Here is a 14333-nt window from a genome sequence, read left to right as displayed (position 1 = left end):
CTGCGGCGCTGCGGCGGCTACGGATGCTGCCGATTCTGCGCACGTACCGCTCGGTCTGTCACTACCCGGGGGTAGAAACCAGGGCGTGTTTCACGTGAAACATCCCCGGACGTCCTCACGTTTCACGTGAAACACCATCCGTCACCGGACCGGCATGAGCTCCGGGTCCTCGCGGAGCTTGCCCAGCGCGCGGGAGACCGCGCTCTTGACCGTGCCGACCGACACCCCGAGCAGCTCCGCCGTCTGCACCTCGCTCAGGTCCTCGTAGTACCGCAGGACGACCATGGCCCGCTGTCGGTCGGGCAGCCGGGTCACCGCACGCCACATCGCATCGCGCAGCGCCTGCGCCTCGGCGGGGTCGCCGGCCGAGACCGCCTCGGGCTCCGGGAGCTCGTCGCATGCGAACTCGTCGACCCTGCGCTTGCGCCATTGGGAGGTACGGGTGTTGACGAGGGTCCGACGGACGTAGCCGTCCAGGGCGCGGTGGTCCTCGATCCGGTCCCAGGCCACGTACGTCTTCGCGAGGGCGGTCTGGAGCAGGTCCTCCGCATCGCACGGGTTGGCTGTGAGGGAGCGCGCGGTGCGCATCAGGACCGTGCCGCGGGTCCGGACGTACGCCGAGAACGACGGGTACGGCGTCGGGTTCGAGGCGAGTGTGCACACAGGCGTGGTCATGTCTCCACGCTAGGAGCGCCCGTCCGCCGTGGGATCGGCCGCAGGTGCCGATGGTGGATCCACCTCAGGTTGTAGGAACAGGGCCGCCCCCACCCCCTGAAGGTGGAGGGGGCGGGGGCCACGGGGCCCGGATCTCAGCCGTCGGCGCCGAGGATCAGACCGGAGGTCGGGACCCCGGTACCGGCCGTGACGAGAGCGTGCGCCGCCCGCGCGACCTGGTTGACGGAGGTGCCGCGCAGCTGGCGAACGGCCTCGGCGATGCCGTTCATCCCGTGTAGGTACGCCTCTCCGAGCTGGCCGCCGTGGGTGTTGAGCGGCAGCGCGTCCGCGGCCACGAAATCCGCGGCCTCGCCCGGCGCGCAGAATCCGAACTCCTCCAGCTGCATCAGCACGAAGGGGGTGAAGTGGTCGTAGAGGATGCCGACGTCGATGTCCGAGGGCCGCAGCCCACTGGTCCGCCACAGCTGGCGGGCGACCACGTCCATCTCCGGCAGCCCGGTGAGGTCGTCACGGTAGAAGGAGGTCATGCCCTCCTGGCGGCGCCCCGCGCCCTGCGCGGCCGCGGTGATCACGGCGGGCGCGTGTCTCAGGTCCCGGGCGCGCTCGGTTGTGGTGACGACGACGGCCTGGCCGCCGTCCGTCTCCTGGCAGCAGTCCAGCAGCCGCAGCGGCTCCACGATCCAGCGCGAGGCGGCGTGATCGGCGAGGGTGATGGGCTTGCCGTAGAAGTAGGCGGCGGGGTTGTTCGCGGCGTGCCGGCGGTCGGTGACCGCGACGTGCCCGAATGCCTCGGGGGTGAGGTTGTAGGTGTGCAAGTAGCGCTGGGCGGTCATGGCCACCCAGGAGGCGGGGGTCAGCAGCCCCCAGGGCAGCGACCAGCCGAGCGCCGCCCCCTCCGCCGAGGGCTCCCGCTGCTGGACCCCGGAGCCGAAGCGGCGCCCGGAGCGCTCGTTGAAGGCGCGGTAGCAGACGACGACCTCCGCGACCCCGCTGGCGACGGCGAGGGCGGCCTGCTGGACGGTGGCGCAGGCCGCGCCGCCGCCGTAGTGGATGCGGGAGAAGAAGGACAGGTCCCCGATGCCCCCCGCCTGGGCGACGGTGATCTCGGGGCTGGTGTCCATGGTGAAGGTGACCATGCCGTCGACATCGGCGGGGGTGAGCCCGGCGTCGTCGAGGGCGGCGTGCACCGCCTCGACCGCGAGCTTGAGCTCGCTGCGGCCAGAGTCCTTGGAGAACTCGGTCGCTCCGATGCCGACGATGGCGGCGCGGCCGCCGAGCTCGTCGCGGGTGCGGACGCTCATGCCGGCACCTCCGCGGTGACCGTTCCCGTGACGTGGTGCCCGAGACCGTTGGCCCCGACCACGCGGATCTCGATGGTGGTCCCGGACGCGGCGGTGACGGTGCCGGTGAGGGTCATCGTGTCGCCCGGGTAGTTGGGGGCGCCCAGGCGGATGGCCACCTTGCGCAGGACGGCGCGCGGCCCGAGGTGGTCGGTGATGTAGCGGCCGACCAGGCCGTTCGTGGTCAGGATGTTCATGAAGATGTCCGGGGAACCCTTCTCCTGCGCGAGCGCCGCGTCGTGGTGCACGTCCTGGTAGTCGCGGGAGGCGATCGCGCCCGCGACGATCAGCGTGCGGGTGACCGGGATCTCCAGTGGCGGCAGCGTGTCGCCGACGTTCATGCCTGCTCCCCCTCGGCTATCGAAGCTCCGAGCTCGGCCAGCAGCTCGCTGCCGCAGCCCAGGTAGGCGTCCAGTTGGCGTCCCCACAGGAAGTGGCGGTGGACGGGGTGGTCGAGGTCGGCGCCCATGCCGCCGTGCAGGTGCTGGCCCGCGTGCACGACCCGCTTGCCCGCCTCCGATGCCCACCAGGCGGCCGTCAGCGCGTGCTCGTGTGCCGGAAGACCCTGGTCGATGCGCCAGGCCGCCTCGTACGTGGTGACCCGGATCGCCTCGGTGTCCATGTACGCGTCGGCCGCGCGCAGCATGACGCCCTGGTTGGTGGAGAGCGGCCTGCCGAACTGCTCCCGGGTGGAGGTGTATTCCACCGCGCGGGCGAGAGAGCCCGCGCAGACGCCCGCCTGGAGCCCGGCGAAGGCGGTGCGGGCGGCGTCGAGCGTGGCCTCGTACGCGCCGTCCGAACCGAGGCGCTCTCCCTCGGCCGCGGTCAGCACCAGCCGGCCCGCCGACCACGGGGCGGTGGTCTCCACCGGAAAAGTCCGCACACCGGGCGCGTCGGTCCGTACGAGCCACAGCGCCCGGTCCGTGTCCGGGACCAGTACGTGCGTGGCGTCGCGCAGCCACGGCACGGCGGGGGCGGTGCCGGTGAGCCGGCCGCCCTCGGCGGTGATCCGGCCGCGCGCCGGGAACGCGCCTGTGGCCACCGCCTCGCCCGTACTGAGGACGGGCAGCAGGCGGGCGCGCTGCTCGGGGCTGCCGTGCGCGACCACGGGAAGGATCCCGTAGGCGCAGGTGGCGGCGTACGGGACCTGCGCGGTGGTGCGGCCCTGTTCCTCCAGCAGCAGGACCAGCCCGAGCAGGCCGACCTCCTCGACCGCAGCGATCAATCCGGCCGCGGTGAGGGCTTTCCACAGCTCGGCGTCGCTGCCGGTGCCGGCTTCGGCGAGGCGCTCGTGGGTGGCGAGATCGGAGAGGATCCGGGCGGCGAGACCGACCGCGGCGGCCTGCTCCTCGGTGGGGTGGAAGTCCATCAGCCCTCGCTCCCACGGAAGACGGGGAGTTCGAGGCCGGCGTCGACGCGCAGGAACTCCAGCTGGACGGGGAGGCCGATGCGCACCTTGTCGTAGGGCACGCCGGTGATGTTGCTGATCATCCGGACTCCTTCGGCGAGCTCGACGAGTGCGACCGCGTAGGGCGGGTCGAAGGCCGGGAAGGGCGGGTGGTGCATGACCACGTAGCTGAACACCGTGCCGGCGCCGGAGGCCTCGACCGTGTCCCAGGCGGGGCTCGCGCAGGCGTTGCAGCCGGGGAGCCACGGGAAGCGGAGGGTGGTGCAGGAAGTACAGCGCTGGATCAGCAGCTTGTGGTCGCGCACCCCGTCCCAGAACCCCTGGTTGTCGCGGTTGACCACCGGGCGGGGGCGCTGCGACGAGGGCCGCTGTGCCGGGGGCCGCTTCACCGGCCTGCCAGTGGGCGCGTACTTGAGGATGCGGAAGCGGTGGGTGCCGGCGAGCGCCCCGTCCGCCTGGACGTCCATGCGGGTGGTCACGAAGTGGCCGGTGCCCAGCTTGGTCGTCTTGCGGGGCGACACGGTCTCGATGACGGCGTCGAAGGTGATCGCGGCGCCGGGGCGCAGGGGACGGTGGTACTCCTGCTCGCAGTCGGTGGCGACCACGGAGGTGAAGCCGGCGCCGTCGAGGAGCGCGAGGAGCTCGTCGTAGGCGGAGGAGCGGTCCGCGTGGCCGGAGAGGCCGCCCATGGTCCAGGCCTGGAGCATGGTGGGCGGCGCGATGGCGTCCGGGCCCGTGTAGGCGGGGTTGGCATCGCCCATCGCCTCGCACCAGTGGCGGATCATCGGCTCGTTGACCGCGTCCTTGCCCCGGGCCGCGGCGGCGGCCGGCTGCCCCTCGAAGGCCGCCAACAGCGTGTGGAACCGGGCTGCCTCCTCGGCCTCGGGCCCAGTTTCGGTTGCTGCCGCTGCCGCGCCCCCGGCCGTCTCCACGTCGTTCACGCCCGCGTCCGCCGTCATCGCTTCCTCCCCTTCATGCCGAGCCGCATCATGGCGACGATCTCCCGCTGGACCTCGCTGACCCCGCCGCCGAACGTGTTGATCTGGGCGGCCCGGTTCATCCGTTCGAGCTCGCCGCCCGCGAACGCCGCGGGCCCGCGGATCAGGCCCTCCTCACCCACCACCTCCTGGCACATCCGGTACACCTCGACGGTGGACTCGGTACCGAGGAACTTCACCCCGCTGGCGTCACCGGGGGCCAGCGCGCCGCTGCCCACGTCCTGGACGAGCCGCCAGTTGAGGAGGCGTACGGCGGCCAGGCGTGCGTGCGCCTCGGCGAGCCGGGACCGCACCCAGGGGAGGTCGGCGGGGCGGTCGCCGGTGACCGGGTCAGGGGTGCGGGCGTGGTCGAGCGCGTGCGCGTAGAAGTCCTCGGCCTGCATGCCGATGGCGGCGAGGGCGACGCGCTCGTGGTTGAGCTGGTTGGTGATCAGACCCCAGCCGCCGTTCTCGGGACCGACGAGATGGCCGGCGGGCACGCGGACGCGGTCGTAGTACGTGGCCGTGGTGGTGAGCCCGCCGACGGTGTCGATCGGGGTCCAGGAGAAGCCGGGGGCATCGGTGGGCACCAGGATGATCGAGATGCCCTTGTGCTTGGGAGCCTCGGGGTCCGTGCGGCAGGCGAGCCAGATCCAGTCCGCGTTCTGGGCGTTGGAGGTGAAGACCTTCTGCCCGTCGATCAACCAGTCGGCGCCGTCTCGGACGGCGCGCGTGCGCAGGGCGGCGAGGTCGGTGCCGGCCTCGGGTTCGGAGTATCCGATGGCGAAGACGATGTCGCCCGCCAGGATCCGAGGGAGGAAGTAGTCCTTCTGCTCCTCGGTCCCGTACTTCATCAGGGTCGGGCCGACGGTGTTGAGGGTGACCATGGAGACGGGGGCACCGGCCCGGTAGGCCTCGTCGAAGAAGACGAACTGCTCGTCAGCGCCCCGTCCCCCGCCGCCGTACTCGACGGGCCAGCCGAGACCGAGGAGCCCATCGGCGCCTATGCGGCGCAGGAGTTCGCGCTGGCGGGCCGGATCGTCGGGGAGGCCGTCCGGCATCAGGTCCTTGAAGTACGCGTGCAGTTCGGCGCGGAGCCGCAACTGGCCTTCGGTCGGGGCGAGGTGCACGGCGCTGGCCTCCCGGCATCACATCATCGAGGGAACCTGACTGTCCGTCAGATTCACCCGCGATGTCAAGGTCGGGGGACATGCGCGAGGGCGCCCGCGCTACCGGACCCCAGCCGGTCCGGTCGCACGGGCGCCCTCAAGAATCGGAGCGGCTCAGGCCGCGGCTACCACCAGGGGACGAAGTTGACCGCGACGGTCGTGGTGGACTGGTCGATCGCGGTGAGGGCCGAGCCGTTCACCTGGGCGTTGTTGCTCTGGTTGGATGCGCCGGAACCGGTGGCGACCTGCTGCGACGTGGACGAGTTGCCGTTGTTGTCCCCGCCCACACCGCTGCCGATGATCTCGGCCACGCTCGCATTCGATCCGTCGTTCGCGAAGGCGCCGTTGTCGGCCGACGCCACCCCGCCGAAGAGGGCGACGGCGAGGGGGAGCGCGGCGACGGCGGAGATGACGCGGGCGGTACGGATGCTTGCCATGTCTTTATCCTCCAGAAAACCGAAGTGGGACTTGCTCCAAGGCAGTTGGCCGGCCGCCTCGGTCGTTCGTTCCGTGTGGTGACGACGTCGCGTGACCAGAGTTGCCCACCGAATCCCCGGCGAACCACCCCGGAGTCTCCGATTCCCCCGCAAGCATGACCAACATCGGATAAACCTCATTCACGCCCCCGAAGCCCCAGGTCAGCGCCCTGGAACCAGCTGGATCCCACGCCACACAAGGGAGGAAGCGTTCCGCCAGATCACCATGACCCGGACATGCCGAAAAGGGCCGCGCCGTCCGGGAACCCCACCGTCTCCCGGGCCTGCGGCCCTGCAATGCCAAGCTTCACGCCCCCTGTGCGCCCCGGCGCAAGCCGGGGTGATCCTTCCGTGCCCAGCCCTCGGGGCACCCACGTAGCGCGATCCACGGTCACGACCGACCGGGCTCCAGCGCCTGTTACCGGGCCTGCTGCTGCTCTTTTCCTGCTGTCCTCTTGCTGTCCTCTTGCTGTCCTCTTGCTGTCCTCTTGCTGTCCTCTTGCTGGTCCTCGTGCTGGTCCTCTTGCTGCTGCTTTCGCAGCTGCTCTCACTGCTGCTCTTACTGCTGCTCGTCCTTGCTCCTGCCCGGCGGCGGCGCGTACGCCTGCGAGCCGGACCCTGCGATCGCCCTGCGCTCTCGTGAACTGCGTGTACAGGGCTTCGGAACTACGGAACTACGGAACTACGAGGCTCACGGGCTACGCGGCGAGCGCGAGGGCGTTCCGGGCTGCACCGGCAGCCGCGGGTCCTGCGGATTCGGCGGTGGGCGCCTCGACGGCGGCGGCAGGGACCGCGGCGTGTCCTGCGTGGTGTGCTGCGGCGGGCGCTGCGGCCGGGATCAGCGTCCTGGAGACCGTCCCGTCACCGGCACCCATGGCCGCGGCGGTGGTGGAGCGTCGTACGGAAGGGGTCTTGCCGTGTGCCTCGGCGTGGATCCGCTGCTTGATGGTCGGCGGCAGCGAACCTCCCCGCATCATCGCCCGCCAGGTCCGCCTGGCCGCGACGGCCGGCCGGCGCACGGCGGTGGTCGCGGTGTCCGCAGCGGCGGGGGCCGGGGCGGAGGCGGTGGCCGGAGCGGGCTTCCCCGTGATGCCGAAGCCGGAGAGGATGGCCACCAGAGCGGCGAGGACGGCGGTCCAGATCGACGTGAGGATGCTGCGGTCAGTCATGACGAGGTGCCTCGATTCACGATGTTCGGACGGGCGGATCTGAATACATTCGTCATGATGTGGCCGCAACCGCACCGGCCCCACGCCCCGCGCCGATCTTCCGACAAACACCACTCGGACGGCCCAAGGACGTGGCTCCGACCCCGCGGCGAACTCCCAGGAATCACCGGACAACCTGCCTCCGAACCGGCCCTGACCTGTATGTTCGCTTCAGCACGCCGCCGACCGACCGGCAAGCCGGGAATACCCCGGCCCGCCTTGCCCCGGTGGATCGCGTGCCGGAGGCCTGACCACGGAAGCGGGCCCGGGTCGGCGACGCGGGCCCGCTTCAGGTAGGGGGAGGAAGGCGGGGCGTCAGAAGATCCGCAGCCCGATCCGGCCGAGCATGGTGCCGGCGTGCGTGCCGTAGACGGCCAGCACCACGATGCCGGCAAGGAGCACAGCGCCCGATCACGGCACGACGGACGAGGCGGGCGTTCATGAGAACTGCCTTTCTTTCACGGGTACGGGGTGTGTGGCGTCGCCGACGGCCAGGACCACGTCGCAGCGGTCACGGACCGCGTCGTCGTGGGTGGCGATGACGACGGCGCAGCCCTCCTCGGCCGAGGTGCCCTCGACCGCCTGCCCCTGCGTCCGGTCGCGATCGCACTGACGTGACACGTATCAGTGCCGACGGATACGGGTCGGAAAACTCGTCGCACGCCCTATCGCGACGGAGAACAATGCCGGGCATGGGGACAGACATACACGGGTTCATCGAGTGCCGCTGGGATCGCTGGCTGGACGAAGACGACCGCAGCTGGCACGGGGCGATCGACCTCGATCACCTCTACGACGGTCGCTCCTACGTCGCTTTCGGGTCCCTGTTCGGCGTGCGCGACACCACGTCCTTCCGACCGCTCGCCGATGGCCGCGGCCTACCCGCTGACGTGTCGCCGGAGGCCCTCGCCGGCTTCGAGTCCTGGAGTCCGGACTCGACCGGTGCGTCCTGGATCACCTGGGCGGAGCTGGCGGCCACGGACTGGGACGAGGCCGCCAACGAGGTGGACGAATGCGTCCATGAGTACCGTCTCGGTCCGGACGGGGCCTGGGTGCTGCACGGCCGGAACACCAGCCTCGACCGCTTTGCCGAGCTCGCCGACGTCGCCGACCCCCACGCCCTCTACCGCGCGGGCCGCACCTACCCCGAGGGCACCGAGTGGCCCGACGGCGATCGCCTCTTCCGCATCGGACGCCTCCGACGGAAGCACGCCGTGCCCGACGACGACTGGGGTGCCATGTGGTCGGTCATGAGGACCCTCGCGAGCCTGCACGGCGATGAGGGCGTCCGCCTCGTCGTCTGGTTCGAGGGCTGACTCCGCCCGGCGGTGCGCACGTGACAAAGCGTGGCAGGGCCCGCGTGCAGAAGGGGTGCCACCGGATCGGTGGCACCCCTTCTGAGTTGGGCCTCGGCCCGCTTGGCGGTGGGTGTGGGATTTGAACCCACGGTGACTCGCGCCACGACGGTTTTCAAGACCGTTCCCTTAGGCCGCTCGGGCAACCCACCTGGCCGGTACAGAGTACCGGCCAGGTGGGGGTGGCGGGAGCGGCTCAGGGGGTCAGGACGCCTGCGCCTTGTCGTAGGCCGCCTTCGCCTCGTTGCCGAAGTACGGGCCGTACATCCGGTTCGGGAGGAAGGTGTAACCGAAGCTGTTCACCGAGACCTGGGTGCCCAGGCCCGTGGCCTCGTTGAAGTCCTGGAACCAGGGGCCGCCGCTGGAGCCGCCGGTCATGTTGCAGCCCAGGCCGTGGTCCTTGGTCAGCAGGAAGTCCTTGCCGCTGTTGCCGCTGCAGTAGACCAGTTTGGTGCCGTCGTACGGGGCCGCCGCGGGGAAGCCGAAGGCGTACATCTTCTTGTTGTAGCCGCCGTTGAAGGCGATGCCCTGTGCTCCGACGGCCTGGCTGAGGGTCTGCCCGTTGAGCGGGGCGACGACGGCGAGGCCGACGTCCATGTTCATGTCCTCGCTCGCGGCCCACTGGTCGGTGGCGAAGGTCTTGGTGGCCGACCACTGGCCGTAGGGGGCCGAGCCGTTGTTGTAGGCGGGGACGAAGACCCAGTTCGTGTGCCAGGCCCCTTGGTACTTCACGCAGTGACCGGCCGTGATGACCGTGCTGCCGTTGGCGCTGGTGACCGAGTCGCCGGAGCAGGATGCGGTCCGGCCGCCCATCGTGAAGAAGACGCGCCCCGAGGTCTTCACCACGGCGCCGCCGCCCGTCCACGCGCCGCCCGCCTGCGGGAACGCCGTGGGGGACGCCGCCGCCGTCGGGGCGATGGTTGTGGGGGTCGCCGACGTGGCGACCGGGGTGCGGGCCGCGCCGGGGACCGCCGTCACGTCGAGCGGGGTGGCGCCGCGCATCCGCTCGGCGGTCCAGAAGCCGTGGGTGTGCTGTTGCCGGAAGGACGCGGCGGCATCCGCGGCGATCGAGGGGCCGGCCGCCGTCAGGGCGCCCGCGACCAGGGCGCCGGCCGCGAGCAGGACGGACAAGGCCGTGCGATGACGATTCACGCATGACTCCTTCTGCCGTGCCCGGGCCGGGTGGCGAAGCCGGGCAGGGTGGGGGTGAAGAGCGGTCGGTGCGGATCGGCTGTGCGCGGTTCGCGGTGCGTCGTGCGTCGTGCGTCGTGCGGATTACCGGGCAGGGTGGCACGGGTGCGTCGCAATGTCAGCGGGCAGTCGGAACGTTCGGTCGGTTCCGGCCAGGAAATGGCCAACTCCCGGCCGGTACACCGCCGTACGGCGCCCCCAGGCTGCATACGGCGGCATACGGCGTCACACGGCGTCACACGGTGAGCATCACGCCCGCGTACGAAACCCCCGCCACGACCACCCACGCCCCGAGCCCCAGTACCGCGGCCCGCCCGCCCGTCCGGGCCAGCGTCGGCAGGTGCACCGCGCTCCCCAGGCCGAACAGGGCCGCCGCCAGCAAGGCCTCCTGGGCGGTGTGCGCCCACTCCAGCGCTACGTCGGGCAGTACCCCAGTGGCGCGCAGCGCGGCCGCGGCCAGGAACCCGAGAACGAACAGCGGCACCGGCGCCGGCCTGCGGCCCGAGGCGGTACGCACCCCGCGGCGCCGGGCCCGTACCGAGAAGGCCACGGCCGCCACCAGCGGGGCGAGCAGCGCCACGCGCATGAGTTTGACCAGTACCGCCTCGCCCAGGGCGGCGGGGCCCGCGGTCTGCGCGGTGGCCACGACCTGGCCGACGTCGTGGACCCCGGCGCCGACCCACCGTCCGAAGGCGGGGTCGGAAAGCCCCAACGGCCCCTGGAGGAACGGGAGTATCCCTATGGCGAGCGTCCCGCAGAGGGTGACCAGTGCCACGGAGGCGGCCACGTCCTCCTCGTCGCTGCCGGACACCTCGCTCACCGCGCCGATCGCCGAGGCACCGCAGATCGAGTACCCGGTGGCGATCAACAGTGGCTGATCGCCCGGGAGCCCCAGCCGGCGCCCCAGCCAGAGGGTGCCGAGGAAGGTGGCCGCGACCACGCCGACCACCATGGCCACGGTGGCCCAGCCCAGCCGGAGCACCTGGTCCAGCCCCAGGCCGAGGCCCAGCAGGACGATGCCCATCCGCATGAGCCGACGGCCGGCCAGGGAGAGTCCCGGGCGCGCGGCCGCGCGTACGAACGTCCGTAGGCCCGGCAGGTGCGCCACCGCGATGCCCAGCACTACGGATGCGGTCAGCATCGGCACGGCGGGCACGATGCGGTGGACGCACCAGGCCGTCAGCGCGCCGCCCGCAGCCATCACCAACCCGGGCCACGGAGTGGGTGTTTCACGTGAAACATCCCGGGCCGTGCTCTGCGGGCGGTGGAGGAGGGCCATCAGTCGACGGGGAGCGTGTAGACGCGGCGGATGCTGGTGCCCAGCCGGGAGACGTCGGCGCCGTACACGTGCACCGATATCGCCTTGGTCGTACATGAGTTGCGCACCTTGTGGATGTCTCCGGGCGGGGCGAACCCACAGACGTCGCCCTGGGCGTTGACCACGTCCTCGGTGGCCACGAGCCGGGCAGGACCGGCACCCGGCGCGAGCCGGAAACGGCGTTCGCTCTCCTCACCCTGGTGCACCCCGGCCACGCACCAGGACACGTGGTCGTGGATGCAGGTCTCCTGCCCGGGCAGCCACACCAGGGCCACTACGGAGAAGCTGCCGTCGGCCTCGGCGTGCAGGATGTGCTGCCGGTACCGCTCCGGGTCACCTTCCCGCTGCGCCGGGGTCAGCAGGTCGGGCGCGCCCAGGTGCGGGGCGAGCCTTTCGCCCACCAGGTACGCGGTGAGGTCGGGATCCAGCCCCCGCTCCACGACGGTACGGATCTCACTGACGAGGGCGGCCATCCTCGTGGTGGTGCGGGCCGGCGTGCTGGTGGTCATATCGACAGCGTGCTGCCGGCTTTCCATCACGTCCAACGACAGTTATGACCTGAAATCCCAAGCACAGCTTATGGGTTGATCAGCAGCCGACCCGGTTCGCCGCCACCTGTTTCAGCGCGTTGAGCACCACGGCCGTCGCCGGGATCCGCAGGTGGTCGCGGTAGACGTACGCGGCGATGTGCCGACGCGCAGCCGGCTGCAGGGCCCGGCCGCAGACCCGGCTCAGTGAGAGGGAGGGCAGCACCAGCGCGGGCATCATCGCCACGCCCAGCCCCTGCGCGACCAGGCTCTGTACGACCAGGTTGTCGTCGGTGGCGAAACGGATGTCGGGCACGAAGCCCAGCTCCGCGCACTCGTGCAGCAGGTTCGCCCGGCAGCGCAGACAGCCCGCGATCCACCGTTCCTCGGCCAGGTCGGCCAGGTGCACGGCGCGGCGGCGGGCCAGCGGATGCCCCATCGGGAGCAGTACCGTCAGCTGGTCCTCCAGCAGCCTGACCTCGGCGACCTCCTGCGGGATCTCTTCGTGCAGGCCGGGATAGGTGAAGGCCAGGGTGATGTCGCACTCCCCGCGCTCCAGTCGGCGCAGCGACTCGGGGGGCTCACCTTCCAGCAGTTCCACCTGTATGCCCGGATGGTCCTTGGCCAAGCCGCTCAGGGCCTCGGGGACGAGGGTGATATTGGCGCTGGGGAAGCCGCACAGCCTGACCCGGCCGGTGCGCAGCCGGGCGTACGCCCTGAGCTGGGCCTCGGCGGCAGAGAGGTTCCCGAGGATGGTCTCGGCGTGCCGGGACAGGGATTCCCCGGCCTCGGTGAGCTGCATCTTGCGGCCCACGCGGGTGAACAGCGGGGTGCCGACGGCACGTTCGAGCGCCTTCATCTGCTGGGTGATGGCGGGCTGGGTGTACCCGAGCACGCGGGCGGCGGCCGAGTACGACCCGGAGGCGACCACGGCATGAAAGGTCCGTATGTGCCGAGAATCGAACACCAATGAAGCATAAGCGGACGTTGGAGGGGCCGTAGACGGAATCCCGCCTACGGCCCCTCCTCATCGGTCCGCCGCCGCGACCGGTGGTGCTCGGGTGCTGCTACTTGTCGCCGACCCGCGAGCCGAGCGTGATGTCGACCGTGGTCGGCTTGCCGCCGCGGAGGTAGGTCAGCTTCACGGTGTCGCCGGGCTTGTACGTCCAGATCATGCTGATCAGGGTCGGGCCGCTGTCGACCGGCTTGCCACCGAACTCGGTGATGACGTCGCCGGGCTTGAGGCCCGCCTTGCCGGCCGGGCCGTTCGGGTCGACCAGTTCGTTGGCGGCCGCGCCCTGCTCGGAGATCTTGGCGCCCTCGGACTTGGCTTGGAGGTCGACCGAGACCGAGATCACCGGGTAGACCGGCTTGCCCGTCTTGATCAGCGATTCGGCGACGTTCTTCGCCTGGTTGATCGGGATGGCGAAGCCGAGGCCGATCGAACCGGCCTGGCCGCCGCCGAAGCCGCCGTTGCCCGCGGACTGGATCGCGGAGTTGATGCCGATGACCGCGCCGCGCCCGTCGAGCAGCGGACCGCCCGAGTTGCCCGGGTTGATCGAGGCGTCCGTCTGGAGGGCGCTCATGTACGAGTTCTTGCTGCCGCTGCCGTCTCCGGAGGCGACCGGGCGGTTCTTGGCGCTGACGATGCCGGTGGTGACCGTGTTCGACAGGCCGAAGGGGGCGCCGATCGCGATGGTCGCGTCGCCGACCGCGACCTTGTCGGAGTCGCCGAGGGGCAGCGGCTTGAGGCCGGCCGGCGGGGTCTTCAGCTTGAGGACGGCGACGTCGTAACCCTGGGCACGGCCCACGACCTCGGCGTCGTACCGCTTGCCGTCGGAGAACGTCGCGGAGAGCTTGCCGCCGTTGGCGGCCGAGGCCACGACGTGGTTGTTGGTGAGGATGTGGCCCTGCTGGTCGTAGACGAACCCGGTGCCGGTGCCGCCTTCGCCGTCGCCGGCCGAGGCCTCGATGGTGACCACGCTGGGCAGGGCACCCGCGGCCAGGCCGGCGATGGAGCCGGCTTCGCGCTTGATGTCCTTGGGGGTGTTCGCAGCGCTGATCGTGGTGGAGCCGGTGCCGTTGTTGCTGCGCTCGGCGGCCCAGTAACCGACGCCGCCGCCGATGCCGCCCGCGAGGAGGGCCGCCACGAGCACGGCCGCGACCAGGCCGCCCCTGCCCTTCGGCTTGGGCGCGGGGGCGCCGTCGGCGGTCAGGGGAACACCCCAGGCGCCTCCGCCGTGGCCGCTGCCCACTCCGTACGCCGGCACCGTGGGCGGCGGGGGCGGCCAGCCCTCGGCTCCGTGCGCGGCCGGGGCGGGAGCCTGACCGTAGGCCGGGGGCGCCTGTGCGGGAGCCTGGCCGTAAACCGGGGGCGCCTGTGCGGGCGGAATCTGCTGGGTGGGCTCGGTGCCGGGCGCCGGGGTCGGCGGAATCTGCTGGGTCACCGGCTCGCCGGCGGCGGGCGCGGGGGCCGCATCCTGCGTCTCGGAGGCCGGAGCAGGGGGTACGGACGGGGCCGCGGGGGGTGTCGGGGCCGCGGTGCCCTCGTTCTCGGTGCTCACAGCGCTCTCTCCTCGTCACACACGGCTTCGGAAAATTCTCTGGCGATATCGGTCCGACTGAACGTTCGACGTGCCGCACAAGTTCCTGGGCAAAGCCTTTCCCATGACCCGTCAGAGCACTGTAA

The 14333-nt window shown here is 71.3% G+C and carries 15 protein-coding genes and 1 tRNA gene; 1 reads left to right on the top strand and 15 read right to left on the bottom strand.

All coding sequences use genetic code 11. The annotated features are described in order from the left end of the window. Window positions 1-141: 141 nt before the first annotated feature. The 9 genes from OG594_RS02400 to OG594_RS02360 all read right to left on the bottom strand — a co-directional run bounded on the left by OG594_RS02400 (window position 142) and on the right by OG594_RS02360 (window position 7874). On the bottom strand, window positions 142-675 hold the full coding sequence (locus OG594_RS02400; protein ID WP_266594838.1) for a SigE family RNA polymerase sigma factor: 534 nt from the start codon (window positions 673-675) through the stop codon (window positions 142-144). Window positions 676-809: 134 nt separating this feature from the next. Then, entirely contained in the window at window positions 810-1976 is a 1167-nt protein-coding gene (locus OG594_RS02395; RefSeq protein WP_266594837.1) for a lipid-transfer protein, read from the bottom strand. Beyond that, window positions 1973-2356 (bottom strand): MaoC family dehydratase, encoded by a 384-nt coding sequence (locus OG594_RS02390; protein ID WP_266594836.1) that lies wholly within the window; start codon window positions 2354-2356, stop codon window positions 1973-1975. Before OG594_RS02390 ends, OG594_RS02395 begins: the two co-directional genes overlap by 4 nt. Then, entirely contained in the window at window positions 2353-3384 is a 1032-nt protein-coding gene (locus OG594_RS02385) for an acyl-CoA dehydrogenase family protein (protein WP_266594835.1), read from the bottom strand. The genes OG594_RS02390 and OG594_RS02385 overlap by 4 nt, the downstream gene beginning before the upstream one ends. Next, a complete protein-coding gene (locus tag OG594_RS02380) occupies window positions 3384-4382 on the bottom strand; it encodes a bifunctional MaoC family dehydratase N-terminal/OB-fold nucleic acid binding domain-containing protein (RefSeq protein WP_266594834.1) in 999 nt (332 codons plus the stop codon). The genes OG594_RS02385 and OG594_RS02380 overlap by 1 nt, the downstream gene beginning before the upstream one ends. Continuing rightward, window positions 4379-5530 (bottom strand): acyl-CoA dehydrogenase family protein, encoded by a 1152-nt coding sequence (locus OG594_RS02375; protein ID WP_266594833.1) that lies wholly within the window; start codon window positions 5528-5530, stop codon window positions 4379-4381. Before OG594_RS02375 ends, OG594_RS02380 begins: the two co-directional genes overlap by 4 nt. 164 nt (window positions 5531-5694) lie before the next feature. Then, the gene (locus OG594_RS02370; RefSeq protein WP_266594832.1) at window positions 5695-6006 is read right to left on the bottom strand and encodes a hypothetical protein; all 312 of its coding nucleotides are present in this window, start codon (window positions 6004-6006) and stop codon (window positions 5695-5697) included. Between the two features lie 737 nt (window positions 6007-6743). Continuing rightward, window positions 6744-7214: a DUF6344 domain-containing protein gene (locus OG594_RS02365; RefSeq protein WP_266594831.1), complete on the bottom strand. Its 471-nt coding sequence runs from the start codon at window positions 7212-7214 to the stop codon at window positions 6744-6746. Window positions 7215-7691: 477 nt separating this feature from the next. Beyond that, window positions 7692-7874, bottom strand: a complete 183-nt coding sequence (locus OG594_RS02360; protein ID WP_266594830.1) for a hypothetical protein — start codon at window positions 7872-7874, stop codon at window positions 7692-7694. Between the two features lie 71 nt (window positions 7875-7945). Between OG594_RS02360 and OG594_RS02355 the strand changes: the two genes are divergently transcribed. Beyond that, the gene (locus OG594_RS02355) at window positions 7946-8569 is read left to right on the top strand and encodes a hypothetical protein (protein ID WP_266594829.1); all 624 of its coding nucleotides are present in this window, start codon (window positions 7946-7948) and stop codon (window positions 8567-8569) included. Between the two features lie 103 nt (window positions 8570-8672). Here the strand turns inward: OG594_RS02355 and OG594_RS02350 are convergent. From OG594_RS02350 to OG594_RS02325, 6 genes are all read right to left on the bottom strand, one after another. Continuing rightward, a tRNA-Ser gene (locus tag OG594_RS02350) sits at window positions 8673-8760 on the bottom strand. A gap of 52 nt (window positions 8761-8812) precedes the next feature. Beyond that, window positions 8813-9760, bottom strand: a complete 948-nt coding sequence (locus tag OG594_RS02345) for a serine protease (protein ID WP_266594828.1) — start codon at window positions 9758-9760, stop codon at window positions 8813-8815. Between the two features lie 274 nt (window positions 9761-10034). Beyond that, window positions 10035-11078, bottom strand: a complete 1044-nt coding sequence (locus OG594_RS02340) for a YeiH family protein (RefSeq protein ID WP_266594827.1) — start codon at window positions 11076-11078, stop codon at window positions 10035-10037. After that, window positions 11078-11626 carry a cysteine dioxygenase family protein gene (locus OG594_RS02335; RefSeq protein ID WP_266594826.1) on the bottom strand — a complete coding sequence of 183 codons (549 nt, stop codon included), beginning with the start codon at window positions 11624-11626 and terminating at the stop codon, window positions 11078-11080. The genes OG594_RS02340 and OG594_RS02335 overlap by 1 nt, the downstream gene beginning before the upstream one ends. Before the next feature lie 79 nt (window positions 11627-11705). Next, window positions 11706-12611 carry a LysR family transcriptional regulator gene (locus tag OG594_RS02330; RefSeq protein WP_266594825.1) on the bottom strand — a complete coding sequence of 302 codons (906 nt, stop codon included), beginning with the start codon at window positions 12609-12611 and terminating at the stop codon, window positions 11706-11708. 100 nt (window positions 12612-12711) lie between these two features. Then, window positions 12712-14208, bottom strand: coding sequence for a S1C family serine protease (locus tag OG594_RS02325; protein WP_266594824.1), 1497 nt, complete (start codon window positions 14206-14208; stop codon window positions 12712-12714). Between the last annotated feature and the right edge of the window lie 125 nt (window positions 14209-14333).

This window comes from Streptomyces sp. NBC_01214, from assembly GCF_026340975.1.
In the GTDB taxonomy this organism is placed as follows: Bacteria; Actinomycetota; Actinomycetes; order Streptomycetales; family Streptomycetaceae; genus Streptomyces.
The sequence above is the reverse complement of the archived record's forward strand: the minus strand, read 5'-3'. Positions and strand labels throughout refer to the sequence as shown.

Bases quoted from the DNA above. Each gene is read 5' to 3' on its own strand.
- OG594_RS02390 (WP_266594836.1), bottom strand. From the start codon at position 2,356: ATGAACGTCGGCGACACGCTGCCGCCACTGGAGATCCCGGTCACCCGC.
- OG594_RS02400 (WP_266594838.1), bottom strand. From the start codon at position 675: ATGACCACGCCTGTGTGCACACTCGCCTCGAACCCGACGCCGTACCCG.
- OG594_RS02380 (WP_266594834.1), bottom strand. From the start codon at position 4,382: ATGACGGCGGACGCGGGCGTGAACGACGTGGAGACGGCCGGGGGCGCG.
- OG594_RS02355 (WP_266594829.1), top strand. From the start codon at position 7,946: ATGGGGACAGACATACACGGGTTCATCGAGTGCCGCTGGGATCGCTGG.
- OG594_RS02385 (WP_266594835.1), bottom strand. From the start codon at position 3,384: ATGGACTTCCACCCCACCGAGGAGCAGGCCGCCGCGGTCGGTCTCGCC.
- OG594_RS02370 (WP_266594832.1), bottom strand. From the start codon at position 6,006: ATGGCAAGCATCCGTACCGCCCGCGTCATCTCCGCCGTCGCCGCGCTC.
- OG594_RS02335 (WP_266594826.1), bottom strand. From the start codon at position 11,626: ATGACCACCAGCACGCCGGCCCGCACCACCACGAGGATGGCCGCCCTC.
- OG594_RS02340 (WP_266594827.1), bottom strand. From the start codon at position 11,078: ATGGCCCTCCTCCACCGCCCGCAGAGCACGGCCCGGGATGTTTCACGT.
- OG594_RS02395 (WP_266594837.1), bottom strand. From the start codon at position 1,976: ATGAGCGTCCGCACCCGCGACGAGCTCGGCGGCCGCGCCGCCATCGTC.
- OG594_RS02365 (WP_266594831.1), bottom strand. From the start codon at position 7,214: ATGACTGACCGCAGCATCCTCACGTCGATCTGGACCGCCGTCCTCGCC.